At 69.4% G+C, this 25403-nt stretch carries 21 protein-coding genes; 9 read left to right on the top strand and 12 right to left on the bottom strand.

Annotated elements, in window-relative coordinates:
- The first annotated feature begins 118 nt into the window (after positions 1-118).
- Together OC490_RS02000 and OC490_RS01995 are read left to right on the top strand one after the other, a co-directional pair.
- On the top strand, positions 119-1150 hold the full coding sequence (locus OC490_RS02000; protein ID WP_262055985.1) for an ATP-binding cassette domain-containing protein: 1032 nt from the start codon (positions 119-121) through the stop codon (positions 1148-1150).
- Positions 1147-2004, top strand: coding sequence for an ABC transporter permease (locus tag OC490_RS01995; protein ID WP_262055984.1), 858 nt, complete (start codon positions 1147-1149; stop codon positions 2002-2004). Before OC490_RS02000 ends, OC490_RS01995 begins: the two co-directional genes overlap by 4 nt.
- 128 nt (positions 2005-2132) lie before the next feature.
- Here OC490_RS01995 and greA read toward each other — a convergent pair whose 3' ends face one another.
- Both greA and OC490_RS01985 read right to left on the bottom strand, forming a co-directional pair.
- Positions 2133-2633, bottom strand: coding sequence for a transcription elongation factor GreA (gene greA, locus OC490_RS01990; protein ID WP_262055983.1), 501 nt, complete (start codon positions 2631-2633; stop codon positions 2133-2135).
- 168 nt (positions 2634-2801) lie between these two features.
- Positions 2802-3200: a DUF4307 domain-containing protein gene (locus tag OC490_RS01985; RefSeq protein ID WP_262055982.1), complete on the bottom strand. Its 399-nt coding sequence runs from the start codon at positions 3198-3200 to the stop codon at positions 2802-2804.
- Between the two features lie 147 nt (positions 3201-3347).
- Between OC490_RS01985 and mca the strand changes: the two genes are divergently transcribed.
- A complete protein-coding gene (mca, locus tag OC490_RS01980) occupies positions 3348-4211 on the top strand; it encodes a mycothiol conjugate amidase Mca (RefSeq protein ID WP_262056295.1) in 864 nt (287 codons plus the stop codon).
- Complete coding sequence (locus OC490_RS01975; RefSeq protein ID WP_200712183.1) at positions 4204-4449, top strand: hypothetical protein; 246 nt, start codon at positions 4204-4206, stop codon at positions 4447-4449. The genes mca and OC490_RS01975 overlap by 8 nt, the downstream gene beginning before the upstream one ends.
- A 24-nt stretch (positions 4450-4473) precedes the next feature.
- Here the strand turns inward: OC490_RS01975 and OC490_RS01970 are convergent, their stop codons facing one another.
- The 10 genes from OC490_RS01970 to OC490_RS01925 form a co-directional block, all read right to left on the bottom strand.
- Positions 4474-7677: a tetratricopeptide repeat protein gene (locus tag OC490_RS01970; RefSeq protein WP_262055981.1), complete on the bottom strand. Its 3204-nt coding sequence runs from the start codon at positions 7675-7677 to the stop codon at positions 4474-4476.
- 175 nt (positions 7678-7852) lie between these two features.
- Positions 7853-8347: a hypothetical protein gene (locus OC490_RS01965; protein ID WP_262055980.1), complete on the bottom strand. Its 495-nt coding sequence runs from the start codon at positions 8345-8347 to the stop codon at positions 7853-7855.
- Positions 8348-8417: 70 nt separating this feature from the next.
- Positions 8418-8651 (bottom strand): hypothetical protein, encoded by a 234-nt coding sequence (locus OC490_RS01960; protein ID WP_262055979.1) that lies wholly within the window; start codon positions 8649-8651, stop codon positions 8418-8420.
- A 304-nt stretch (positions 8652-8955) separates the two neighbouring features.
- Positions 8956-9384 carry a hypothetical protein gene (locus tag OC490_RS01955; RefSeq protein WP_262055978.1) on the bottom strand — a complete coding sequence of 143 codons (429 nt, stop codon included), beginning with the start codon at positions 9382-9384 and terminating at the stop codon, positions 8956-8958.
- On the bottom strand, positions 9381-10091 hold the full coding sequence (locus tag OC490_RS01950; protein ID WP_262055977.1) for a vWA domain-containing protein: 711 nt from the start codon (positions 10089-10091) through the stop codon (positions 9381-9383). The genes OC490_RS01955 and OC490_RS01950 overlap by 4 nt, the downstream gene beginning before the upstream one ends.
- A 14-nt stretch (positions 10092-10105) precedes the next feature.
- Positions 10106-11266, bottom strand: a complete 1161-nt coding sequence (locus tag OC490_RS01945; RefSeq protein WP_262055976.1) for a protein kinase domain-containing protein — start codon at positions 11264-11266, stop codon at positions 10106-10108.
- On the bottom strand, positions 11263-12432 hold the full coding sequence (locus OC490_RS01940) for a serine/threonine protein phosphatase (protein WP_262055975.1): 1170 nt from the start codon (positions 12430-12432) through the stop codon (positions 11263-11265). Before OC490_RS01940 ends, OC490_RS01945 begins: the two co-directional genes overlap by 4 nt.
- The gene (locus OC490_RS01935) at positions 12429-13661 is read right to left on the bottom strand and encodes a hypothetical protein (protein ID WP_262055974.1); all 1233 of its coding nucleotides are present in this window, start codon (positions 13659-13661) and stop codon (positions 12429-12431) included. The genes OC490_RS01940 and OC490_RS01935 overlap by 4 nt, the downstream gene beginning before the upstream one ends.
- A 34-nt stretch (positions 13662-13695) precedes the next feature.
- The gene (locus OC490_RS01930) at positions 13696-15939 is read right to left on the bottom strand and encodes a hypothetical protein (protein WP_262055973.1); all 2244 of its coding nucleotides are present in this window, start codon (positions 15937-15939) and stop codon (positions 13696-13698) included.
- 64 nt (positions 15940-16003) lie between these two features.
- The gene (locus OC490_RS01925) at positions 16004-16399 is read right to left on the bottom strand and encodes a hypothetical protein (protein WP_262055972.1); all 396 of its coding nucleotides are present in this window, start codon (positions 16397-16399) and stop codon (positions 16004-16006) included.
- Between the two features lie 222 nt (positions 16400-16621).
- Between OC490_RS01925 and OC490_RS01920 the strand changes: the two genes are divergently transcribed.
- From OC490_RS01920 to OC490_RS01900, 5 genes are all read left to right on the top strand, one after another.
- The gene (locus tag OC490_RS01920; protein ID WP_262055971.1) at positions 16622-18655 is read left to right on the top strand and encodes a thioredoxin domain-containing protein; all 2034 of its coding nucleotides are present in this window, start codon (positions 16622-16624) and stop codon (positions 18653-18655) included.
- A 192-nt stretch (positions 18656-18847) separates the two neighbouring features.
- Positions 18848-20116 carry a glycosyltransferase gene (locus tag OC490_RS01915; protein ID WP_262055970.1) on the top strand — a complete coding sequence of 423 codons (1269 nt, stop codon included), beginning with the start codon at positions 18848-18850 and terminating at the stop codon, positions 20114-20116.
- Positions 20113-21762: an ArnT family glycosyltransferase gene (locus OC490_RS01910; protein WP_262055969.1), complete on the top strand. Its 1650-nt coding sequence runs from the start codon at positions 20113-20115 to the stop codon at positions 21760-21762. The genes OC490_RS01915 and OC490_RS01910 overlap by 4 nt, the downstream gene beginning before the upstream one ends.
- On the top strand, positions 21759-22949 hold the full coding sequence (locus OC490_RS01905; protein WP_262055968.1) for a glycosyltransferase: 1191 nt from the start codon (positions 21759-21761) through the stop codon (positions 22947-22949). The genes OC490_RS01910 and OC490_RS01905 overlap by 4 nt, the downstream gene beginning before the upstream one ends.
- Entirely contained in the window at positions 22946-25363 is a 2418-nt protein-coding gene (locus OC490_RS01900; RefSeq protein ID WP_262055967.1) for a galactose oxidase early set domain-containing protein, read from the top strand. The genes OC490_RS01905 and OC490_RS01900 overlap by 4 nt, the downstream gene beginning before the upstream one ends.
- The last annotated feature ends 40 nt before the right edge of the window (positions 25364-25403 follow it).

The following is a 25403-nucleotide window of genomic DNA, read 5'->3' as shown; positions in this document are numbered from 1 at the left end:
GACGCGATACATCGCGTTATGGTGTGTCTCGTGTCGCCGGTCCTGTGAAAAACGGGAGGCGGAGCATCATGCGCAAACCTAGGCTTTTCGAAGAATCCCCGACGACGTGGAGACTGATATGCCAGGCGCCATCTATGCCGAAGGCCTGGTGAAAACCTTCGGCGATGTGAAAGCTCTGGACGGCGTCGACCTCGATGTCCCCGAGGGCACCGTGCTGGGCCTGCTCGGGCCCAACGGCGCGGGCAAGACGACCGCCGTCCGCTGTCTGACCACCCTGCTGCGACCCGACAGCGGCAAGTTGACCGTGGCCGGCCTCGACGTGCTCAAGCAGCCCAACGAGGTGCGGCGTTCCATCGGTCTCTCCGGCCAGTTCGCCGCGGTCGACGAGTACCTGACCGGCAGGGAGAACCTGCAGATGGTCGGCCAGCTCTACCAGATGAAGGCCAAGGCCGCGAAGGTTCGGGCCGACGAACTGCTCGACCAGTTCAACCTCGCGGACGCCGCCGACCGCACCGCGAAGACCTACTCCGGAGGCATGCGCCGCCGGCTCGACCTCGCGGCGGCCCTGGTCGTCTCCCCGCCGGTGATGTTCATGGACGAGCCGACCACCGGACTCGACCCGCGCAACCGCCAGATGCTGTGGGAGGTCATCAAACAGCTCGTCTCCGGCGGTACGACACTGCTGCTGACCACGCAGTACCTGGAAGAGGCCGACCATCTCGCGCACGACATCGCGGTCGTCGACCACGGCAAGGTCATCGCCCGCGGCACCTCCGACCAGCTCAAGGCCCGCACCGGCGGCGAGCGCGTGGAGGTCGTCGTGCACGAGCGCGACCACATCGAGATCGCCTCGGCCCTCTTGGACAAATACAGTCTGCGCGGCTTCGGCAAGGGCGACACCACCGTCGAGGAGCACACCCGCAGGATCACCACGCCCGTCTCCGGCGGAGCCAAGCTCCTCGCTGAAATCATCCGCGAACTCGACACCGAGGGCATCGAGATCGACGACATCGGCCTGCGCCGCCCCACCCTCGACGACGTGTTCCTCTCCCTGACGGGCCACCTGGCCGAGGAGAAGACCGAGGACAACGGCGCGGACACCAACCCCGACACCAAGGACCGCAAGCACAAGAAGGAGGCCGCGAAGTGAGTGCCGTCACCGAGGCCGTGCCGGTCGCGGCACCGAGCAGCGCGCTGGGCCAGTCCGTCCACGACTCCCTGGTCGTCGCAAAACGGAATCTGATCCGCATGAGCCGGATTCCCGAGATGGTCATTTTCGGGCTGATCCAGCCCATCATGTTCGTGGTGCTGTTCACCTACGTCTTCGGCGGTTCCATGCAGATCGGCGGCAGCACCAGCGCCACCGACTACAAGAACTTCCTGATGGCGGGCATCTTCGCACAGACCGTCACGTTCGCCACCGCCAGCTCCGGCGCGGGCATCGCCGACGACATGCACAAGGGCCTCATCGACCGCTTCCGCTCGCTGCCCATGGCGCGCGGCGCGGTACTGACCGGGCGGACGCTCGCCGACCTCGTGCAGACCGCGCTGACCCTCCTGGTCCTCGCGATAGTCGCCCTGCTGGTCGGCTGGCGGGTCGGCTCGGACGGGGGCACCAACGCCGGCAAGGTCCTCGGCGCCTTCGGCCTGCTGCTCCTGCTCGGGTACGCGTTCACCTGGATCGGCGCCCTGATCGGGCTCACCGTCCGCACGCCCGAGGCGGCCACCTCCGGCGGACTGATCTGGCTCTTCCCGGTGACGTTCATCTCGAACGCGTTCGTGGACACCGGCCACATGACCCCGTGGCTGCGCCACATCGCCGAGTGGAACCCGTTCAGCGCCACCGTGCAGGCCTGCCGGGTGCTCTTCGCCAACCCGGGACAGTCGCCCTCGGACGCCTGGCCCATGGTGCACCCGGTGTGGGCCTCACTGATCTACTCGCTCCTGATCATCCTCATATTCCGGACACTGGCGGTGCGGAAGTACCGCTCGGCGACGGCCTGAGGAGACGCGGGACGCCGGAATCCCAGGGGGCATGGCGAAACCCCCGGCGCCGCAAGGCAGCCGGGGGCTCGTCGAAGGCGAAGCCTCGGAATCCCGCAGGTCAGGTCCCGTGGGTCAGGTCCCGCAGGTCAGCCGTTGTACGGCTCGGCCTTGAGGATCGTCACCGAGGCCTTCTTGCCGTTGGGCAGCTCGTACCGCGCTTCCTGGCCGACCTTGTGGCCGAGCACGCCGGAGCCCAGCGGGGACTGCGGCGAGTAGGTCTCGATGTCGGCGCTCGCGTACTCGCGCGAGGCGAGCAGGAAGGTCATCGTGTCGTCCTCGTCGCCGTCGAACGCGATCGTGACGACCATGCCGGGCGCGACCGCGCCGTCCGCAGACGCCGGAGCCTCGCCGACCTTGGCCTTCTCCAGGAGCTGGACCAGCTGGCGGATGCGGAGCTCCTGCTTGCCCTGCTCCTCCTTGGCCGCGTGGTCCCCGCCGTTCTCGCGCAGGTCGCCCTCCTCGCGAGCAGCCGCGATCTTCGCGGTGACTTCCTCGCGCGCGGGACCAGACAGGTACGCCAGCTCTTCCTTGAGCTTGGTGTACGCCTCCTGCGTAAGCCAGGTGACGTCTTCGCTGGTCTGGGTCACAGGTGCTCCTCGTAGGTACTGGGAATACAAAGCATCGCCCTACCCAGAAGAATGTTCCTTCATGGAAGGGCGAAACCACGAGCCTAACAATTCAACGGCGCCAAGGGGAGGACATAAGCCGTCAGAAATACGTCAACGCAGGTCAATGCCTACACAACGAGGGTGACGTCAGTCGGAGTGGCAGCCGAGCAGCTCGGCCGTGGTGCCCCGGGCCGTCGTACGCAGGGTGACGACCTTGTCGATGCGGGTCGCCGAGCCGCCGAAGTGGAAGTCGGCCCGGCCCACCTCGGACTGGTCGGCGGCCTGCGAGCGCAGGGTGCAGTAGCCGCTGGTGCCCGAGTCCTTGTGGACCTCCAGATGCACCTTGACCTCGTTGCCCGAGGCCTGGAAAGTGATCACTTCGGCGCTGATCTTGGTCTCGACGACATAGTGGTAGGCGAAGTACCCGACGAGGACGAGCAGGGCCGCCGCGAGGACGGCACCAGCGACCTTGAGCTTGTGGTCGGCACGCTCGTCCGACGAGTTGCCGTAGCGGCCCTCGGGCAGTCGCGTACTCGCCGTACTCATGATCGTCCTCCCGGCAAGGGGCTCCCGAAATCAGCCCCCGGAATTATTCGCCCCTCGATTCGGTCACTATAGAAGCGCCGATTGCACCCCAGGACACCGGGGCGCCGACTTACTGAGGATTGAGTCTTGACTGACCAGCTGCGACTGATGGCCGTTCACGCGCACCCCGACGACGAGTCGAGCAAGGGCGCGGCCACCATGGCGAAGTACGTGTCCGAGGGGGTGGACGTGCTGGTCGTGACCTGCACGGGCGGGGAGCGCGGCTCCATCCTCAACCCGAAGCTCCAGGGCGACAAGTACGTCGAGGAGCACATCCACGAGGTACGCAAGAAGGAGATGGACGAGGCCCGCGACATCCTCGGCATCAAGCAGGAGTGGCTCGGCTTCGTCGACTCGGGCCTGCCCGAGGGCGACCCGCTGCCCCCGCTGCCCGAGGGCTGCTTCGCGCTGGAGGACGTCGACAAGGCGGCCGGCGAGCTGGTGAAGCAGATCCGCACCTTCCGTCCGCAGGTGATCACCACCTACGACGAGAACGGCGGCTACCCGCACCCCGACCACATCATGACCCACACGATCTCGATGGTGGCGTTCGAGGGCGCGACGGACACCGAGAAGTACCCGGAGTCGGAGTACGGCCCGGCGTACCAGCCACAGAAGCTCTACTACAACCAGGGCTTCAACCGGCAGCGCACCGAGGCCCTGCACAAGGCGCTGCTGGAGCGGGGCCTGGAGTCGCCGTACGGGGACTGGCTAAAGCGCTGGGACGAGTCCGGGACGATGCGGGACCGCACGCTCACCACGCACATCCCGTGCGCCGAGTTCTTCGAGATCCGTGACAAGGCGCTGCTCGCGCACGCCACGCAGATCGACCCCGACGGCGGCTGGTTCCGGGTCCCGATGGAGATCCAGAAAGAGGTCTGGCCGACCGAGGAGTACGAGCTCGCGAAGTCTCTGGTCGATACCTCCCTCCCCGAGGACGACCTCTTTGCGGGCATCCGCGACAATGCCTGACATGAGCTCAAGCGCAGCCCTGGCAATGACGCACCTGGTCCCCCTCGCCGAGGTCGACGAGAACAAGGTCACCCCCGGCGTCCTCGGTTTCATCGTCTTCGCGGTGATGGCCCTGGCCGTATGGGGACTGATGAAGTCCATGAGCAAGCAGATGAACAAGGTCGACTTCAAGGAGGCCCCGGACCCGAAGGCGGAGTCCGAGGCCGTCCCGGCCGAACCCAAGGCCAAGCAGGGCTGACCGGGCGGGCCCGCGCGGGGGTGCTCAGGGCCGCTCCGGCACCGCCACCCCCATCACCTCACGGGCGTGGCGGCTCGGCACCATGCCCAGCCGCCACGCCTGCCAGCCCGCCTCCAGGTTCACGCCCCGCTCCAGCAGCAGCTGGTACGCCTCCACGTAGTCGTCGAGCTTTTCGTCGCGGTGGGGGTGGCGGGTGCGGGAGAGCTGCGTCAGTTCCTCCTGGGCGACCGCCGTGCCGACCTCGACGCCGCCGGGGGCCGCGTACGGCAGGAGAGTGGAACGCAGGAAGCGGGCCCAGTCCTCGCCGCGCTTGTCGCCGTACGAGGTGAACAGGCCGAGCGCCTCGTCGCACAGGGTCAGTGCCTGTGGGGTACGGGCGTTGCCCGCGTCGACCACCGCGAGTTCCAGGCAGGTCCACGCCTCGCCGTGGGCGACGCCGATGCGCTGGAAGTCGGCGCGGGCGTCGACGAGGAGCTGGCGGGCGAAGCCGGAGTTGCGCAGCGAACCCGTCTGGGCCGCGCGCTGGTCGCGGGTGACGCGCGCCGAGTGGTGCCGGGCGCAGGCCAGGCCGTAGACGTCCCGCATACGGGAGAACATGGTGCGGGAGCGTTCCAGTTCGCGTACCGCCAGGTCCAGGTTGCCGGTCTCCTCCAGGGCCTGGCCGAGGTAGTAGACGGTCCAGGCCTCGCCGCGGGCGTCCTCGTTGTCGCGGTGCCGGGAGGCCGCCGTGCGCAGGCCGTCCACCGCCGGGGACGGGTCGCCGGCGACCAGCCGGGCGCGGGCCAGTTGGGTCAGCGCCCAGGCCTCGCCGCGGGCGTCGCGGGTACGGCCGTAGAGGCCGAGGGCGGTGGTCAGTTCGTGCTCGGCGCGGGGGATGTCGCCCATGCGCAGGCCGAGTTGGCCGAGCTGGAAGTGGGCCCAGGCCTCGCCGTGCACGGACTCGCCCGCGTGGTGCAGGACCAGGGACTCGGTCAACAGCCGCATGGCTTCGGGGAGTCGGCCGCGGTCGCGTTCCACGGCGGCCAGGGCGTGCATGGTCCAGGCGCGGTCCGTGGCCAGTTGGGGCGGGGCCTGGAGGTCGAGGGCCTCGCGGAGTTTCGCCGCCGCCTCGGTGAGGTTGCCCTGGTGGTGGAGGGTGATGCCGAGGGAGCAGAGGGCGCGGGCGGCGCCGGCGTCGTGGTGGGCCTCCATGTAGAGGTCGACGACGGAGGTGAGGGTGGTGCGTGCCTTGTCGAGTTCGCCGAGCTGCCGGGCCGCGATGCCCGTGCGCCACTGCACCGAGCGGACAAGGAGGCCCTGGTCGACCGCCTGCGCCAACTCGCTGATCTCGCCCAGGCGGTAGAGGTCGCCGCGCAGCAGGCAGTAGTCGCACAGCGCGCCCAGCAGGTTCAGTACGGCGCCCTGGTCGACGCCCTCCGCGTGCCGCAGTGTCGAGGTGATGAAGCTGGACTCGTCGTCCAGCCAGCGCAGCGCCTCGTCCAGCGAGGTGAAGCCGTGCGGGCCGAAGCGGTCCGAGCGCGTCGACATGTTGCCGTCGACCAACCGCAGTACGGAGTCGGCGAGTTCGGCGTAGTTCACGATCAGCCGTTCCTGCGCCGCCGTACGTTCCGAGGACTCCTCCTCGTCGAGGAGGCGGGCCTGCGCGAAGGCGCGGACCAGGTCGTGCAACCGGTAACGGGTGCCGCGGACATGGTCGATGAGGCCCGCGCGGGACAGGGCCACCAGGTGGCGGGTGGCCTCCGTCTCGTCCGTGGCCAGCAGGGAAGCGGCTGCCGCGGCACCGAGCGAGGCCCGCCCGGCCAGCGCCAGCCGGCGCAGCAGGGTGCGGGCCGGGTCGGACTGGTCGGTGTAGCGCAGCCACAGCACCCGCTCGACCGGCTCGACCGGGCCGTACGCGCCCAGATCGGTGGCCAGTTGACGCGGTGATCGCGGGCCGAGGGACGAGCCCGCGATCCGCAGCGCCAGTGGCAGTCCGCCGCACAACTCCCTGATCCGCTCGTCGGATTCGGCGTCGTAGGGCCCCGAACCGTCCTGCGCCACGGCGCCGAGCAGTTCCTCCGCGCCCGCCGCGTCCAGCGCGTCGACCGGCAACTGGTGCACCCAGGCGGCCAGTTCGGCGGGCAGGTCGAGTGGCTTGCGGGCGGTCACCACGACCAGGCTGTCGGAGCGCTCCGGAACCAGCGTGGCCACCTGCCCGGGATCGGAGGCGTCGTCCAGGACGATCGTCACCGGGAGCCCGGTCAGATGCTGGTGATACAACTCGCCCAGCCGCTTGACCTGTTGGTCGGGGGAGGAGCGTTCACGGAAGAGCAGCTGTTCGCGGGGCGCGCCCAGCCGGTTCAGCAGATGCAGCAGTGCGTCACGGGTCGGCAGCGGGGACTCGCCCGGGCTGTCGCCGCGCAGATCCACCACGCACGCACCGCGGAACTGGTCGCGCAGATCGTGTGCGGCACGCACCGCGAGGGTGGTGCGGCCCGAGCCGGGCGCGCCGTGCAGAACGACCACCGTCGGCCGGGTCTCCGTGCTCGCGCGGGCCGCCTGCACCAGCTGCCGGATCCGGGCCAGCTCCGCCCGCCGACCGGCGAACACCCCGACCGGCTCCGGGAGTTGACCGAAGGACTGCTCCAGCACACTCCGTCTGCGGGCCGCCGCGCTCTTGTCCGTACCGCGCAGCTGCGGCCCCGGCTTCTTCGTCGGCCCGGTGGAGGCGGCGAGCACCCGCTGCTGGTCCAGGAACGGCCGGATGCCCCGCACCTCCAACGCCGTCAGCCACTGCAACCGCAACTGCTCAGGCCCGCCGGGCTGACTCGTGGCACCAGCGCGGTGATGCGCGGCCGGCAGATGGGAGGCGGTCACCTTCGCGACGGTCGCCGCCGCACCGACGACCCCGACCGTCACACCCGTGCCGAGCGCGGTACCGGCGCCGGTACCGAGGGCCAGATCGGCCACGACAGCCGCGACGGCGGCAACACCCGCCACCAGCAAGGGAGTTCCACTCCCCTCCTTGGCATACCGCTGCCCGAAGGTGAGCTGCCCGGCCGCCGCCTCGTCCAGCGCCCCCGTGTAGGCCGCGTACTCCTCCGCCGCCGTCTGGGCCATGGCGTCCAGCGCGGCCCGGGACCGCGCCAGCAGCACCTGCCCCTCGACGCGCCCGCCGGAACGCCGCACCTCCTCCTCCACGGCCCGAGCCAACAGCCGCTCGGCATCACTCCGATGCCCGTCCCGCATGTGTGGTCCCCCTCCGGCGGCAACTCCTTGGCCTATGAGTGTCCTTCGGGGGAGGCAAGAGCGCGAGAGGGCGACGATCACCCGTTCGCTGCGCGGAGGCTGCGGGCCGGCCACAGCCCCGGACACCCGTACCGTGCGACCGTGTCCCGCACGGCCTGTTGAGGCGAAACGCTCCTCATTCGGGGGAAGGCTCGTCCTCCAGCTCTTCCTGGCCGATTCGTGTGCCCGACTTGTAGATCGTCACGACGCCGTCGTGGATGACATAGCGATACGGGGAGTTGGTGGCTTCGAAACCGCCACTGGTCTGCTTGGCGGACATGGCGATGCCGGCCTCGCGGTGATCGCTGAACTCGCCGAAGTAGTACAGCTTGCCTGCTGTGGTGCGGCACAGCGTGATCTGCTTGTTGCTCGTGCGGAAGGCTTTGACCAGCTCGGCGCCGTCGCCGGACGGCAACTCGTCCGCGATGCGCGTGGGGCAGGAAGCCGTGCTCGGGCTCTTGCCGGAGTCGTCGGACGTGCCGGAGTGCGACTGGATCGCGCCGATGCAGCTCTTTGCGGCGAAGAGCAGCACGACGCCCAGGACGAGGGCGCCGATGCAGCTCGCACAGCTGTTGTTCTTCTTCGCCGGTGCCGTTGGCGCTACCCAGCGCGGAGTGGGAGCGGAGGGCACCGGTGGGGGAGGGCGGAAGCCGGTCGGGGTGTAACCCGTCGTGGCGGCGGGCGGCGGGTGGAAGAGGCTCTCAGGTCGTGGGCTCGATGCCGTGCGCGTGGAACCGGGGGAAGCGGGACGCTTCGGAGCGGTCTTCCTGGCCGTTGAGCCCGTTGAGCCCGTTGAGCTCGCCGAGGACGTCGACTTCTTCGGGGTCGGCTTCTTGGGCGTCGGTCTCGCCGGGCCGCCCGAAGCGGGTTTGGCCGACTTCGGCGGTGACTTCTTCGCCGCCGGCCTGGCCGCCGGCTTCGTCGCCGCTTTCCAACCGGTGCCGCAGACACAACAGACCGTGTCCGACGTGCCGTTGTTCGTGTCGCACTGGGTGCAGCGCCAGTTCGCGGTCGGCCTGGCGGGTGACGGTCGTTTGGCGGACGGCCGCGGAGCGCTCTTGCGGGGCGGGGCCGCGGCAGGAGCGGGTGCAGACGCACGCCGGGTGCCCTCGCAGACCGTGCAGGACGTCTTCGCGGGCTCATTGAACGTGTCACAGTCCGCGCAGCGCCAGTTGTCCGTTGCCGCCACCCCTGTACTGCCTTTCCTCGTCGCGTCGTTGCGTGGGCCGGGTTCCCGACTCAGTCGGTGTCGTTCGCGATCCGGTCCATGACCTCGTTGAAGAGTCCCTCCGACGCGGCGCCCGCGGGCGCCAGGACCCAGCCGGGCGCCCTCGCGGGGAGTCGGCTGAGGTCGGCGCTCTCGTCCTCGTCGGTGCGCCGGTCCGGCACGCCGTGCTCGCGCCGCAGCCGCTGGATCAGATGCTCGGCGTCCTGAACGTGGGCGGCGGGGACGCCGACCCGCACCAGGATCAGGTCGGTCGCGTCGGACGAGGCACTCCTGAACCTGAACATCAACTGGGCAGAGCCGTCGCCCGACATGGGGCCCAGGGACGCCTCGGCACAGCGTTCGGCCTTGGCTTCCAGGACCGCCGCGTTGGGCCAACGCAGCTCCAGGAGCCCTTCGTTGTACTCGAGTTGGAATCCGGCCCATTCCAGGCGCAGGATCACAGACTGTTCGCGATCGTCTCGATGATCTCGTCCATCTCGAACTCTTCGAGGCCCTCGCCCGCCTTGGACTCGAAGTGCAGGGTGAGGTCCCACTCCTCGGAGATCGGGTCCTTCCAGGGCTCCTGGTCCGGCGCGAACAGCACGAGTCGCTTGGCCGACTGCTCCATCACGGCGGTCTGACTGCGGGCGTACCCCCACTGTTCGAAGAGGTCGTCGATGTTGCGCGGGATGTTCGTCGGGTAGGTCTGCGCGCCGGCACCCACGGTGCCGAGGGGGTGAGCGGGGGCGTCCGTGAACATCACGATGACGTGGCGCCTGCGGTCCAGGCCCGTCTCCCAGGGCGAGTTGATGGCGAGGGCGAGTGCTTCGAGGCCCGACTCCGGGATGTCACCGCCGCCGCCCGCGTCGATCCCGCGCACGAATTGTTCGAAGTCCTTGGCCTGGTCGGGCAGGCGCAGGAAGTCGGTCTGCTCGATGGCCGACGCCGGGTCGTCACCGAAGTCCCGGAACGCGATGGTCTTCAGGCGCAGCTGGCTGATCGACTTGCCCTTCTTCGCCATCACGTCGTTGAGCCGGTCGTGGAACTGCAGCGCGCTCGATTTCACGGTGTCGAGGACGGGGAACATGCTGCCGGTCGCGTCGATGCAGAGGACGATGTCGACGGCGTACTGCAGATTGCCCTGGTACTGGTTGTTGCTGGCGTTCATGTACGGCTCCTGGGTCACGGTGCGTTGCGGTCCCGGCCTCGGTCGCCCAGGTTGATGCGGACGCGCGAGGGCCGGGGAACGGAGGAGGTGGTCGAGGCGGGGGCGGGAGCGGTGTCCGGCTCCGGGGGAGAGGGCGCGGGCTCGGCCGGCGCGGTGCGCGGTGCGGGAGTGGGGCCCGTAGTGCGCGGTTTGAGGTTGGTGCGGACCCGGCTCGTGCGCGGGGCCGCTGCCGGAGCCTCCTCCGTGGGCGCCTTCTTCGGTGCCGCGGAGCCTGGTCTGCGGTGCTGGAGGGCGCACACCTTGGGGTCCGACAGAGCCTTCAGATACGTCGCCATGCGCGGGCGCTGCTTGGGGTCCTCCTGGGTCATCGCACGCAACAGCCCCTGGATCTCGTCCGACAGGCGCGCATCGAGCCCCAGCCGCTCACCCGCGTTGACCGCGTCCGCCGGAGAGCCGAACCGTTCGTCGTGGCGCGGGAGTTCACCCGTCAGGTACAGATGGGTCATCAGACCGAGCGCGAACACGTCCACGGCGCACGTCAGCCGATCGGGCCCGGCGGAGCCGTCCTGTTGCAGATAGCGGCGCCACTCCGGCGCCCCGTACAAGGAGTCCCCGGAGATGTCCTCGGGGGCGGGCGGCTTCCCGGCGATGTACGAATCGTCGAAGTCGATCAACTTGGCGGTGTGGAAGGCCGCGTCGTTCCGCTTCTGTACGAGCACGTTGAGCGGCTTGAGATCGCCGTGCACCACGTCGATGTCGTGCAACTGCTTGAGACTGGTGCCGAGAGTCTTGAGCAGGACCATCTTCTGGCGCGGCTCCAGCGTCTGCGGCTTCTCCAGGCTGGACGTGTCGATGCGCTCGGTGACCTTGTAGTACGTGCTGGCGTCGTGGAAGAAGTCCGTGGCGAGTACGAGGTTGCCGCCGCCGAGGGCATCGGGCCGCAGTCGCTTCATGATGGTGCGATGCCGCTCCTCGAACTCCTGCGCCAGCTGCCGCCTGATCCGCAGGCTCGGCGAGTCGCGGGCGTCGTCCTTGGGGCGTTTGGGCTCGAGGAACTGCTTGATGAAGTAGGCGGTGCCGGACTTCTCGGCGAAGGCCCAGATGCACTTTCCGCCGTTGGCGTTGGTGGGTGCGGTGGTGATGCGGTAGCCCGCGATCACGTCTCCTTGCTTCATACGGGCTCCTCGGGCGGGGGCGGCAGGTACGACTCGTAGCCGTGGCGGTATGCCTGCCACGACTGGTCCTGCCATGCCTTGATGCGGGCAGCGGTCTCGCGCGGATCCGCGGTGGGGTCCGGCGCGATCGTGAGCGCGCTCGGTCTGCCCCACGACACCTGGTCGGTCAACCGTTTCAGCCGGGGTGCGAACCGGGACCGCAGATCGCCGAAGTCGGGGTAGCCGAGCGTCAGCAGCGCGAGTGAGGCGTCGTCGGCCGTGTAGGACTCCACCTCGCGGCGGAGCAGGTGGGCCCATTCGGCAGCGGTGCCGGCCTGCTGCATCGTGCGCAGCAGGAGGTGCTCGAAGTCGGCGGGCGTGTGGACGTAGCCGAAGAACCCGTCCGTGGCTGCCACGAGCACGCATGGCAGCGGCATGATCAGGTGCTGGGTGTCGATGCCGAAATCCCGGTCGGCGCAGGCCAGATTGGTCATCGGCGGGTCGCTGCGCAGGAGTTCCAGCGCGTCGCTCTCCCGGGTGTGGTCGCGGGTGAGGACATGCAGACCGCTCTCCGGCAGCAGCGCGTACGCCCGTGAGTCACCCGCCCACAGCGGGCGCAGCTCGATCTCCGCGTCCCCCGGGGCGATCTGGTAGTGCAGGCCCGCGAGAGTGGTGGGCAGTTGCCGGCGCATGGTGCCACCGATCTTGCTCTGTCGCTGCGGTGCCGTGTCCAGGAAGTACTTCAGATACGCGTGCAACGACTGTGGTTCGACGTCCTGGCGGCCTCTCGTGACGTCGTGGAGCCAGCACTCGGTGGCGAGCCGGGCCGTGCGCGCGCCCACCCAGGCACCGGTCCGGGAAGTGCCGTCGGGTGCCTGCCACGCGGGGGCCGCGCCGGCGCCGCCCGAACCGTCGAAGACGGCGAGCATGCCCTGCCTCGACTCCCAGTGGTGGGCGAGGAACGGCTCCGCGTCCTCCCCGTGGCCGGGAACCCGCTCGGTCCACACGGACGCCAGTTGGAGCAGCCCCGCAGGTGCGCCCCAGGCCAGCCGGGGCGGCGTGGGCGGAGCCCCCGACGGTCCGGCGGACGGGACGGGCCCGGGTGTGAGCGTCGTCGGCCCGGCCACTGCCGACGAGGGCAGGGGCTGACGGGCCTGGCCGGCGCTGTCCTGGCCGGGATGGTTCATCGAGGCTCCCTGCCGGAATCGGTAGGCCTGTTCTTGGCGGTTCCACGCACCCGGCTCACCCTCGGCTTCGATGCCTCGGGGGGAGCGGCGGGGCCCTCGGGGGTGCTGCCCGTGGACGGCAGCGGTTCGTCCTCGGGCGGTGCGTCGGAGGACGCCGGACGCCGACGGGGTGCGTCACGGTCGGTGTCCCGCGCGCCTCCTGGGGCGCGGTCCGTACCGGGCTCGCGTCGGCCGCCGTCCGTACGGATTCCGGAGACCCGGCCGGTGCCGGGCGCCTCGGGCCCCTTGCGCAGCGTTTCGCCCCGGAGAGGCGCGGGTTCGGGCTCCTCCCCGGCGTCCTCGGGCGCACCCGGTCCGAGAGCCCGGGACAGCGAACCGCTCAGCCGTCCCCGCCGGGTCGCCGTGTCGAACAGGCCGTCCCCGTCCCGCAGCACCTCCGCCAGGACCGCGCGCTCCAACTCGGTCTGTTCGAACGGCTCCCGGTCGCTGTCGCCGCGTTCCAGGATCATCCGCATGACCTCGCGCTTGACCTCGCGCTTCTCCGCCTCGCCCTTCTCGATCCAGGCGAGTGCGGCGCGCGGCCCCTCCTTCTCCATGATCTCGGCGATGAGGCCGTCGATGCCTTCCTCGCGGATCATCTCGACATGTCGGGTGCGACGCATGCGGGAGAGCCTGGTCTCCCGCACCACGTCCCTGAACTCGCGTCCGCTGGCGGCGATTTCGTCCTCGTCGACCAGCAGCTCGACGTGGATGTTGCGCAGTCGTATCGCGTCGTCGCCGGCGAACGAGGCGAGCGCGGTGTTGAGCGCCCGCTCCGCCTCGTGGAACTCTGCGATGTCGTAGTCCCGGGCCACCTCACGCAGCGTCCTGCGCAAGTACCCGTGCAGAGCGCCGCTCATGTCACGGATGCCGCGGGCGACGACCTTCGCGGGGTCGGCGACCTTGCAGACCAGGTCGACGCGGCTGCGGAAGGAGAACGTGGGGTCGCGACTGAGCAGCGGTATGTCCAGGACGAGCCGGTGCTCTGCGAGGTCCACCGTGAACACCGAGCTGTAACTGCCGTACCGGGCGGACGGGATCTCCTCGCCGCTGCGGATCGTCAGCGAAGGGCCGCTGTCGCGGACGAGGACCAGGGCGCGGCCGGGGTCCGGCGGCCGCAGCGGACTCGTCAGCCGCCACTTGGGCAGCTCAGCGACCTCAAGGACCGGATCGTACGTCTGTTCCTGCATGTTGTCCGCCACCTCGCTCTCGTACGTCCACAGATCAGATGCGGCGGCGCAGCCACGCCGCGTTCGCCGACGGGCGGTCGCGGTCGGCCGCCCACTTGTCGAGCCACCACAGAAGCCGTTCGCGGTGCTTGCCGGGTCTGTGCGCCACATCGGCGAGGAGGCCCGCGATACGGTCGAGGCTCCCCGGGCACAGTGGTGCGTAGGTGTCGATCCACTCCCGCAGGGCCGGCAGCGCGGAGTCCTGCACCGGTTGCCTGGCAAGTGCGCGCGCCCACAACTCCGTTACCTGTTCACCGTGTTCGGGGAGCGAGCTGAGCAGCAGGGGCACGCCCGCGACACCCGACGTCTCTGTGCCGGCCGACGGACGCTCGTACGGCTGGGAGACCGCGAAGACGAAGGCGGACAGTGTCTTGACGACCATGGGGGACAGGTCCTGGGGCGTGGACCAGTCCAGGTAGGCGTCAAGGAGCACCGCTGCCTGTCCCTGATGTACGAAGTGGACGCCGCCCCAGGCCACCGCCGGCAGGGTGCCCCAGTCGTCGCCGCGGTCGAGCGCACCGCGCAGCACACCGATGGCGCGGTCGGGGGCACTGCGTCCGAGGATTCCGCCGACCGCGTTCGCCGCGGTGCCCGCGAGGCGCCGCTGGTAGGCGGAACTGCCGCCCCTGGCCCATTCGTCCAGCAGTTCCCAGATGGCCTCGGCCGATTCGGGGCGGCTGCCGGCCACGCCGAGCGCGGTCGCCGCGGCCTGCCGCTGCGGCCAGGATGTGCTGCCCGCCCAGCCGGTGAGGAACCGGTGGACCGCGTAGTGGTGGTCCGCCCAGGCGAGCACTCCGGCGGCGACAGAGGCGCGGGCCCGCACCTCCAGGTCGCGGTGGCCGAGCAGCCGTCGCAGCCACTCCAGGACGGCCTCGCGGCGTCCGTCCAGCGTGCTCCACGCATAGACCAGGACGGCCTGGCCGAGCAGCGCGCCCCGGAACCGGACCCGGGGCGGACCGCCTGCCCCGAGTGGTCCCGATCCGGTGGAGTCCAGCCGGATCCACTGCTGCTCATGGCTGAGCCGGTCGGCGAACCGCAGGTCCGGCGGGGCCGGTTCGGGCGGGGTCAGGGCGGAGTGCAGCTTTACGGCGGCCTCGGCGACGGTGAGGTAACTGCTCTCCTCGAGTACGGCTGCGGCCAGGGCGAAAGCGACCGCCTCGGGCGCCCGGTGCTGCTGGAACCAGGAACGGACCTGGTCGCTCGGATCGCGCAGGGCCGCGACCGCGGCGGCCAGGTCGCCCTCGGCGGTGATCACCGACGCGAGGCTCGCGGCATGTCGGGCGGCGGGCTGTTCCCGCAGCGCGCTGAGGGCGTTGCCGGCTTTGAGGAGAGCGTGCAGCCGGACCAGCGCATCGGGCTCCGGCGCGTGACCGAGCACGCGGCGCTCCAGGATCACCAGCGGGTCGGGCGGCGCGAGTTCGTGACGGGCGAACGTCTCGCTTCCGCTCATGCTGGTCGCGGCGAGCGCGAGGTCATGACCGCCGGTGAGGACGAGCCGGCAGCCGGCCGCACGCAGTGCGGCGGCGACGGATGCCAGCTGACGCACCCCGAACTCCCGTGCCTCCGACGGGCCTTCGCCGACTTCCGCGAGATACCCGCAGTTCTTCGTGGGCGGCTCCCATCCGGATTCGGCCAGGGCGGACGGATCGAGCAGGCGGTGACAGCCACTGTCCTCGGTGCCACTGAGGGCGGCGGCCTCGGACAGCAGATTGACGGCGGTGGCCGCGCGCCCGCTGCCGGGCGGCCCCGTCAGCACGAGCAGGGCCTGCTCGCACAGATCGTCGAGAGCCGTGTCGTAGTTTTCGGGCTGCACGAACAGCTCGGTGTACTCGACCAGTTCGGTGCTGGTGAGGGCGACCACCGCACCTGAGTGCCGGGCTGCCCCCGTGCCGTGCGCGCCCTTGGTGTTGAATCCACCGCCGAAGCTGACCGTCTCGTTGAAGAGGGCGAGCGTGCCGATGCTGGTTCCCGACGCGTCGGCGTTCAGGCGTGCGGCGATGAGGTCGGCGATGGCGGAAGCCTGCCGTGCCTCCGACCGTTCGGCGGCGTCGTGCCCGACGCCCGAGGTGAGTGAACGCAGCGCGTCCGACTCACTGACGGGCCCGTCCTGTTCCTCGTCGAACGGGCGGGATTCCTCTTTGGGCGGCTTTTCGGTGGACGCCGCGGTATCCGTCGGCTCGCCTTCGGCCGCAGACGTACCGCCGGGCGCCCGTGGCGCCGGCGTTGCTTCCTCGCTCAATGACCTGAGTCTTCCGGGCTTGGCGGTGGCGCGGAATGAACCACGCGGGGTGGTGTTCGGGCGCCTACGAGATGTTCCAGTCGCCCTTGATCTCGACCTTCTCGTTGAACACCTGGGAGTTCTTGATCAGCGCCGCGCTGACCTGGGCGCCCCTGCCCTGGGCCGCGACGGCCTCGTCCACCAGGCGGCGCATGTCGTCCTCGAAGCCGTGATCGAGCAACATGTGGGCGGCGATCAGCCGCTCCAGGGCCTGCTGTGCGCTCTCGTCGTCGGGGGACTGGGTGACCGCCGCGAGCGCGGATTCGGCCGCGGAGTCGCCACGGAACCGCGCGCGAACCCGCGCGACCAGTCGGGCACCACCGTTCCACCCCGAGCGCCCGGCCTCCTCGGCAGCACTCTCCAGTGCCGCCTTGACCACGAGCGCGGCACCTGCGGCTGCGACAGCCGTCACCGGATCCATCTCGTTCCCCCGTTTTTCACCTGCGGGCCGCTGACACACGAAAGCCCGGCCAATCAGGCTAGGTCACCGATGTGGAGGTGGCGCAGGCTTTCTGTGTGCCTTCCACAGGTTGGCTGGAAGTAGCCGGGTGTGCAGATGGGCACACGGAGTGTTCCGGGCCGGCCGCGTCGTTCGGGATCTCGGCTGCCGATCCGGTCACCCCGGTTGTGCGACGATGCCGGTATGAACCGACTGGCCGACTCGCAGTCGCCCTACCTGCTCCAGCACGCCTCCAATCCGGTGGACTGGTGGCCATGGGGAGAGGAGGCGATGGCGGAAGCCAAGCGGCGGGGCGTGCCCGTTCTGCTGTCCGTCGGATATTCGGCGTGCCACTGGTGCCACGTCATGGCCCACGAATCCTTCGAGGACCGCCCCACCGCCGACTACCTCAACGCCCACTTCGTCAGCATCAAGGTCGACCGCGAAGAGCGGCCCGACGTCGACGCCGTCTACATGGAGACCGTACAGGCGGCCACAGGTCAGGGCGGCTGGCCGATGACCGTGTTTCTCACGCCGGATGCCGAACCCTTCTACTTCGGCACCTACTTCCCGCCCGCGCCCCGCCACGGCATGCCCTCCTTCCGGCAGGTGCTCGAAGGTGTGCGCAGCGCATGGGCCGACCGGCGGGACGAGGTCGCCGAGGTCGCCGGGAAGATCACGCGGGATCTGTCCGAGCGGCAGATCGACTACGGCGGCACCGAGGCCCCCGGCAAGGAGGAGCTGTCCCAGGCCTTGTTGGGGCTCACTCGTGAGTACGACCCGCAGCGCGGCGGATTCGGCGGCGCGCCCAAGTTCCCGCCGTCGATGGTGATCGAGTTCCTGCTGCGGCACCACGCCCGCACGGGTTCCGAAGGTGCGCTGGAGATGGCGCAGGACACCTGTGAGCGGATGGCTCGCGGCGGTATCTACGACCAGCTCGGGGGCGGGTTCGCGCGGTACTCCGTCGACCGTGAGTGGGTGGTTCCGCACTTCGAGAAGATGCTCTACGACAACGCCCTGCTGTGTCGTGTGTACGCGCACCTGTGGCGCAGTACCGGTTCCGGGCTGGCCCGCCGGGTCGCCGTGGAGACCGCCGACTTCCTGGTGCGTGAACTCCGCACGAACGAGGGCGGGTTCGCCTCCGCCCTGGACGCCGACAGTGACGACGGGACCGGGACCGGCAAGCACGTCGAGGGTGCCTACTACGTCTGGACGCCCGAGCAGCTCACCGAGGTGCTCGGCGAGGAGGACGCGGAGCTCGCCGCCCAGTACTTCGGGGTGACGGACGAAGGAACCTTCGAGGAGGGGCAGTCCGTCCTCCAACTCCCGCAGAGCGAAGGGGTCTTCGACGCCGAGAAGATCGCGTCGGTCAGGAGTCGGCTGCTCGCCGCCCGGGCGGAGCGTCCCGCGCCCGGCCGTGACGACAAGGTCGTGGCCGCCTGGAACGGGCTGGCCATCGCCGCGCTCGCCGAGACCGGCGCCTACTTCGACCGCCCCGACCTCGTCGAGGCCGCCGTCTCCGCCGCCGATCTCCTCGTACGGCTGCATCTGGACGAGCACGCCAAGCTGGCCCGCACCAGCAAGGACGGCCAAGTCGGGGCGAACGCGGGGGTGTTGGAGGACTACGCGGATGTCGCGGAGGGCTTCCTCGCGCTGGCGTCGGTCACGGGGGAGGGGGTGTGGCTGGAGTTCGCCGGGTTCCTGCTGGACCATGTGCTCGCCGGGTTCGTGGACGAGTCGGGGGCGCTCTACGACACCGCCTCCGACGCCGAGCGGCTTATTCGCCGCCCGCAGGATCCGACCGACAACGCCACCCCGTCCGGCTGGACCGCAGCCGCCGGTGCGCTGCTCAGCTATGCCGCCCAGACCGGTGCCGAGCCCCATCGCAGCGCCGCCGAGCGGGCGTTGGGGGTCGTGAAGGCGCTCGGGCCGCGCGTTCCCCGCTTCATCGGGTGGGGGCTCGCGGTCGCCGAGGCGTATCTCGACGGGCCGCGCGAGGTGGCCGTCGTAGGACCTTCGCTCTCCGACGAAGCGGCAAAAGCCTTGCACCGTACGGCACTTCTGGGCACCGCACCCGGTGCGGTGGTCGCCTTCGGGGTCGCGGAGAGTGATGAGCTTCCGTTGCTCGCGGACCGGCCACTGGTGGGTGGTGAACCGGCCGCGTATGTCTGCCGTAACTTCACCTGTGATGCGCCGACGACCGATCTCGAACAGTTGCGCACCGCGCTGAGCAGGTGAAACGCCAAAGTCGTAACCGTGCGAAACGTGACCAGTACGGGAAATGCTCACGTGTGAGGCCCATGGTGAGGAAACACGCTCTTCACTGAAATCACCTGTCCGCTTCACAGACCGCCCATAGTCTCGGCCCCGTGACGCGACGGATGTAACTCACCGTCGCGCCGGGGGGATTGAGATCTGGGGGGATCTGCTGTGCTGACGTCCGTATTCGTCGCTGCCGTTTCGCTTGCCCTGTTCTGGATGGCGGCCTTCACCCTGTGGTGGCAGATGCACGCGTGGCGCACGCCCGAAGTGCTGGCCTCCACCCGATTCAGCAGACCGGACGGGGACGAGCACGTCTCGTTCTCGTTGCTGCTGCCGGCCCGGCACGAACAGGCCGTGCTGGACCACACCATCCAGCGGCTGCTGGAGTCCACGCACACCGACTTCGAGATCATCGTGATCGTGGGGCACGACGACCCCGAGACCGCGGCGGTGGCCCACAGTGCCGCCGAGCGTGACCCGCGCGTGCGGGTCGTCGTCGACACGCACGAGAAGAAGAACAAACCGAAGGCCATGAACACGGCGCTGCCGCACTGCCGCGGCGATGTCGTCGGGGTCTTCGACGCCGAGGACCAGGTCCATCCGGAGCTGCTCGCCCACGTCGACCACGCGTTCCGGACGACGGGAGCGGACGTCGTCCAAGGGGGCGTCCAGCTCATCAACTTCCACTCCAGCTGGTACAGCCTGCGCAACTGCCTGGAGTACTTCTTCTGGTTCCGGTCCCGGCTGCATCTGCACGCGCAGAAGGGGTTCATCCCGCTGGGCGGCAACACCGTCTTCGTACGGACCGACACCCTGCGGGAAGCCGACGGCTGGGACCCCGACTGCCTTGCCGAGGACTGCGACTTGGGCGTGCGGCTCTCCAGTGTCGGCAAGAAGGTCGTCGTCGCCTACGACTCCGACATGGTGACCCGGGAGGAGACCCCGGGCTCCCTGATGTCGTTGCTGAAGCAGCGAACCCGCTGGAACCAGGGCTTCCTTCAGGTCTACCGGAAGAAGGACTGGAAGCAACTCCCGGGATTCGGGCAGCGGTTGCTCGCCCGCTACACGCTGATGACACCGTTCCTGCAGGCCTTCTCCGGGGTGATCATCCCGCTGAACGCGGCGGTCGCGCTGTTCCTGGACGTGCCGGTCGGCATCGCCTTCCTCACCTTCCTGCCGCTGGTCACCGCCGCCGTCACCTTCGTCTTCGAGGTCGTCGGACTGCACGACTTCGGCAAGCAGTACGGACTCCGAGTCCGCGCCGTCCACTATCTGAAGCTCGTCGTGGGCGGCCCCTTCTACCAGGTCCTCCTGGCCGGAGCCGCGATCCGCGCAGTGTGGCGTGAGCAACGTGGCCGAAACGACTGGGAGTTGACCTCCCATGTCGGCGCGCACCTCACCGAACCCGCAGTGATCCGAGAGGACGTTCCTGCGTGACCTCCACCCTTCCCGCGGTGACCACCACGGTCCCCGCGCAGCGGCAGCCTGCGCCTGAAACCGGTTCGGCCCCTCGGACAACGCCACCTTCGAGGCTGAGTTCCTCCCGCCCCGACCTTCTCCTCTGCGGTCTGCTCCTCACCGCGATCCTCGTCGTGCAGGGCTGGAACATCGCCGACTACCCGACGCTCAGCGACGACGAGGGCACCTACCTCGCCCAGGCCTGGGCCGTCCAGCAGGGCACCGGCCTGGCCCACTACACCTACTGGTACGACCATCCGCCGCTCGGCTGGATCCAGATCGCGCTGCTCACCTGGATCCCGGCGCACTTCAGCCCCGACTCGATGACCGTCGGCACCATGCGTCTCGCGATGCTGGTGATCAGCGCGATCAGCGCGGTCCTCGTCTACGTCCTCGCCCGCCGCCTGTCCCTGCCCCGCTGGGCGGGCGGGCTCGCCATGCTGCTCTTCGGGCTCTCCCCGCTGTCCGTGATCCTCCAGCGGGAGATCTTCCTCGACAACATCGCCGTGATGTGGATGCTGCTCGCGTTCTGCCTGGCCGCGTCCCCGAGTCGCCATCTCTGGCACCACTTCGGAGCCGGACTCGCGGCAGCCGCCTCGGTCCTCACCAAGGAGACGATGGTCGTCATCCTGCCCGCGCTGGTGGTCACCATGTGGCGGCACGGACACCGCGACACCAGGAAGTTCGCGCTCACCGGCGCCATCACCGCCTGCGTCCTGATCGGCTGCGCGTACCCCCTCTTCGCCCTGCTCAAGGGCGAGTTGCTGCCCGGCAGCGGCCATGTCTCCCTCTGGGACGGCCTCAAGTACCAGATGACCAGGCCGGGTTCGGGCTTCATCCTCGACCAGGGCACGGGCTCCTACAGCGTCCTCCACGCATGGCTGTACTACGACCGTGTCCTGCCCCTGGGCGGCCTGGCCGGGGCGCTCCTGCTCCTGGTCACCTGGCGCTGGTCGGTCACCGCCCGCTCCCTCGCCGGACCGGCGCTGACCGTGGCGATCCTCGCCGCCGTCGCCCTGCGCCCGGGCGGCTATCTGCCCGCCATGTACGTCATCGGCGCGCTGCCCTTCCTCGCCCTGGTCCTCGCCGGAGGCACCGCCTCGGTCGCCCACGCGGTGCTGCGCAGATGGCGCAGCGAGGGGGAGAAACGATACGTCACCGGAGGCCGGTACGCCCTCGCGGCCGTGCTGGCGCTCGCCGCCGGCGCCTATGTCGTACCGCACTGGTACGACGGGAACCGCACCGCCGTGACCGCGGATGCCAACGCCCCCTACCGGGCAGCCTCCAAGTGGCTGTCCACCGAGGTGAAGGACCCGAAGGACACCCGGGTCCTCGTCGACGACGCGCTCTGGCTCGACCTGGTGCACGCCGGGTACCGGCCCGGGCTCGGGGTCATCTGGTTCTACAAGGCCGACCTCGACCCTGCCGTCACCAAGACGCTGCCCCACGGCTGGCGGGACATCGACTACGTGGTGGCCTCCCCGACGGTACGGCGCGACGCGGTCGACCTGCCCAACGTCAAGGCGGCGATCGAACACTCCGCACCGGTCGCCACCTTCGGCACCGGCGACGACCGTATCGAGATCCGGCAGGTCCGGTCCGAGACCGTGGGAGCCCAGCGATGAGCCAAGAGTCCACAGTCCCCGGGGAGTTGGGCGAGCCCGCGGTACGTGCCGCCGAGATCGCCGAGCCGGGCGCCGTCACCATCGTCGTACCGACCTTCAACGAGTCCGCGAACGTACGGGAGTTGCTGCACCGGATCACCGAGTCCGTGCCCACCCGGCTGCCCTGCGAGGTCGTCTTCGTCGACGACTCCACCGACGACACCCCCGAGGTGATCTCCGAGGCCGCGCGGGACTGCCCGTTCCCGGTGACCGTGCTGCACCGGGAGGAGCCGACCGGCGGGCTCGGCGGCGCGGTCGTCGAGGGGATCAAGGCGGCGACGTCCGACTGGATCGTCGTCATGGACGGAGATCTGCAGCATCCGCCGTCCCTGGTACCGGAGTTGGTGGGTACGGGCGAGCGGGCGCACGCCGGGCTCGTCGTCGCCTCCCGGTACATCAAGGGCGGCAGCCGCGAGGGACTGGCCGGCGGGTACCGCATCGCCGTTTCCCGTGGGGCGACCTGGCTGACCAAGGGGCTCTTCCCGCGCAGACTGCGGGGCATCAGCGACCCGATGAGCGGCTTCTTCGCGATCCGCCGCAGCGCCGTGACGGCGGAGGCGCTCAAGCCGCTCGGTTACAAGATCCTGCTCGAACTCGCCGTCCGCAGCCGTCCGCACACGGTCACCGAGGTGCCGTTCGTCTTCCAGGACCGGTTCGCCGGCGAGTCCAAGTCGACGGCGCAGGAAGGCTTTCGCTTCCTGCGCCATCTGCTCGGCCTGCGCACCGCCTCGCCGTTCGCCCGCATGGTGATCTTCGGTCTGATAGGAGCCACCGGCTTCTTCCCGAACCTGGTCGGCCTGTGGGCGCTCACCAGGACGGGCATGCACTACGTCCCCGCCGAGATCCTCGCCAACCAGCTCGGCGTGGCCTGGAACTTCCTGCTCATCGAGCACCTCCTGTTCCGCGACCGTCGGATGCACCGCAACTGGTGGGACCGGGCGGGCCGGTTCGCGCTGCTCGCCAACGCCGATCTGGTGCTGCGCATCCCGCTGATCGCCCTGTTCGTGGACCGGTTCGGCATGAGCGCTGTGTCGGCGACCGCGCTCGCGCTGGTCACCACGTTCGTCCTGCGCTTCGTCGGCACCGAAGCACTGGTCTATCTCCCTCGCCGCAAAGGGAGTTGCACGGAGTCGAGGAGAGGCGCGTGAACAAGTACCGCAGAAGAACCGCGTTCCTGGGGGTGGGAACGCTGACGATCGGACTGCTGCTGACCTCGCCGCAGTCCGCCGAGGCCGCGAACCTCGTCCTCAACCCGGGCTTCGAGACGGCGGGCAGTGACGGGATGCCGTACTGCTGGGAGAAGTCCGGCTGGGGCGACAACGACTTTGATTTCAGCACGACTTCGGACGCGCACTCCGGTTCCAAGGCCATGAAGGTCACCGTGACGCGGCGGGTCGACGGTGACCGGAAGGCGCTGATCACCGAGTCGACGGGGTGTGCGCCGGTCGTGACGGCGGGCAAGCAGTACGACCTCGGGCTCTGGTACAAGACGACCACGCCCGACGCGAACATCACCCTCTTCCGGCACGACACCACGGCCGGCTGGCAGTACTGGACGGACCTCAAGACCCTGGATATGCAGGGCAGTTGGACCCAGGCGAGCGTCCGTACGCCGGAAGTCCCGGCCGGTACCGACCGGATCACCTGGGGTGTCTCGGTCTACGGCACCGGGTCCGCGACCACCGACGACTACACGATGGACCAGGTCCCCGACACGCTCCCGCCCGCGACCTGCACGGCGACGGCCGAGCAGTGTGCGAACGGCCGTTGGGACGTGCTTCCGACGCAGAACCCCGTCCGCTCGATGCACTCCGTCGTGCTCAACAACGGCAAGGTGCTGCTGATCGCGGGCTCCGGGAACAGCCAGGAGCAGTTCGACGCGGGGACGTTCACGAGTGCGGTGTACGACCCCGTAGCCGGGACGTACAAGGTGATTCCGACGCCGAAGGACATGTTCTGCTCGGGGCACATCCAGTTGCAGGACGGCCGGGTGCTGGTGCTGAGCGGCAACAAGGCGTTCCCGGCGGCGGACGGCTCGCACGGGTACGAGGGGTACAAGGACTCGTACATCTTCGACCCGGTGACCGAGACGTACAGCAGGACCAACGACCTCAACGACGGCCACTGGTACCCGTCCGCGACCGAGCTGGGCAACGGCGACGTCGTCTCCTTCGGCGGGCTGCGGGAGGACTCGACGGGGTCGGTGACGGCCGAGTACTGGTCGGACGCGCAGCAGAAGTGGCTGCCGTTGTCGCAGGTCAACCAGACCTGGTCGTACTGGGGGCTGTACCCGTCGATGGTCCTGATGCAGGACGGCCGGCTCTTCTACACGGGCAGCCATGTCTTCGGGAACAACATCCCGGGCACGGGCAGCGCGATCTACGACTACGACGCGAACACGATCACGTCGGTCTCGGGTCTCCAGAACAAGGACCAACGCGACCAGTCCGCAAGCGTGTTGCTGCCTCCGGCGCAGGACCAGAAGGTGCTCACCATCGGCGGCGGCAACATCGACTCCAACCCGGACGCGAACCGGCTGACCGACATCATCGACCTCAAGGCGGCCAACCCGACCTACACGGTCGGCCCCCAGATCCCGCAGGGGACGGTCGACTTGGGGAACGGTCCGGTGGCCGAGACCGGCGCGCAGGGCAAGATGTACGTGTCCGCCGTACTGCTGCCGGACGGCACGGTGCTGGAGACGGGCGGCGCGCTGCACAACCGGGCCAACCCGGTGTACGAGGCGTCGATCTTCGACCCGGCGACGACGACGTTCGACCCGGTGGCCGCCGACCCCGAGGCCCGCGGCTACCACTCCTCGTCCTTCCTCCTGCCGGACGGCCGGGTGATGTCGACCGGTGACAACCCGGGCAACGGCACCTGGAACCACAACGTGTCGATCTACACCCCGCCGTACCTCCTCAAGGGCACGCGGCCGACGATCACTTCGGTGATCGACAACGAGTGGGAGTACGGCGACACCCAGACGATCACCGTCGACCGGCCCATCGCCAAGGCGGAGTTGATCCGGCCGGCCGCGGTCACGCACTCCTCGGATCCGAACCAGCGTTTCGTGGACCTGCCGCTCTCGGTGAACGGCAACACGGTCGACCTGAACGTGACGAGCAACCCCGACCTGGCGCCGCCCGGCTGGTACATGCTGTTCGCGGTGGACGCCAACGGTGTTCCATCAGTCGCCAAGTGGGTCCACCTGCAAGGCCCTTCGGCCCTGACGACGGACACGGCCTCGGCCCACGTCCACTCCTTCGCCGACTCCCTGACCGGCAAGGTCACCGAGCCCGGCAGGAAGCGGACCTCGCAGAAGGTCTCCGTGACCATCTCCGGCTGCGACCGCCACTACGGCACGATCAACGTCTGCGTGCCCACGGTCTTCCCGGCCGAGGTCAACTCGACTACCGCGGCCCGCTGTTCGTGGCTCCGGCAGAACGACTACGGCCGCCTGAAGGTCAACGGCAAGGACGATCCGCTGCGGCTCGACCCGAACAGGGACGGGGTGGCTTGCGGGAAGGGTGACGTGAAGGCCGTACAGAAGAAGCGGTAGTCGTCCCGCGAACTCGGCGAGGGCGCTTCCCTGTTGGGGG

This window comes from Streptomyces sp. STR69, assembly GCF_024519455.1.
GTDB lineage: Bacteria > Actinomycetota > Actinomycetes > Streptomycetales > Streptomycetaceae > Streptomyces.
This window is presented reverse-complemented; position numbering and strand designations above follow the sequence as displayed.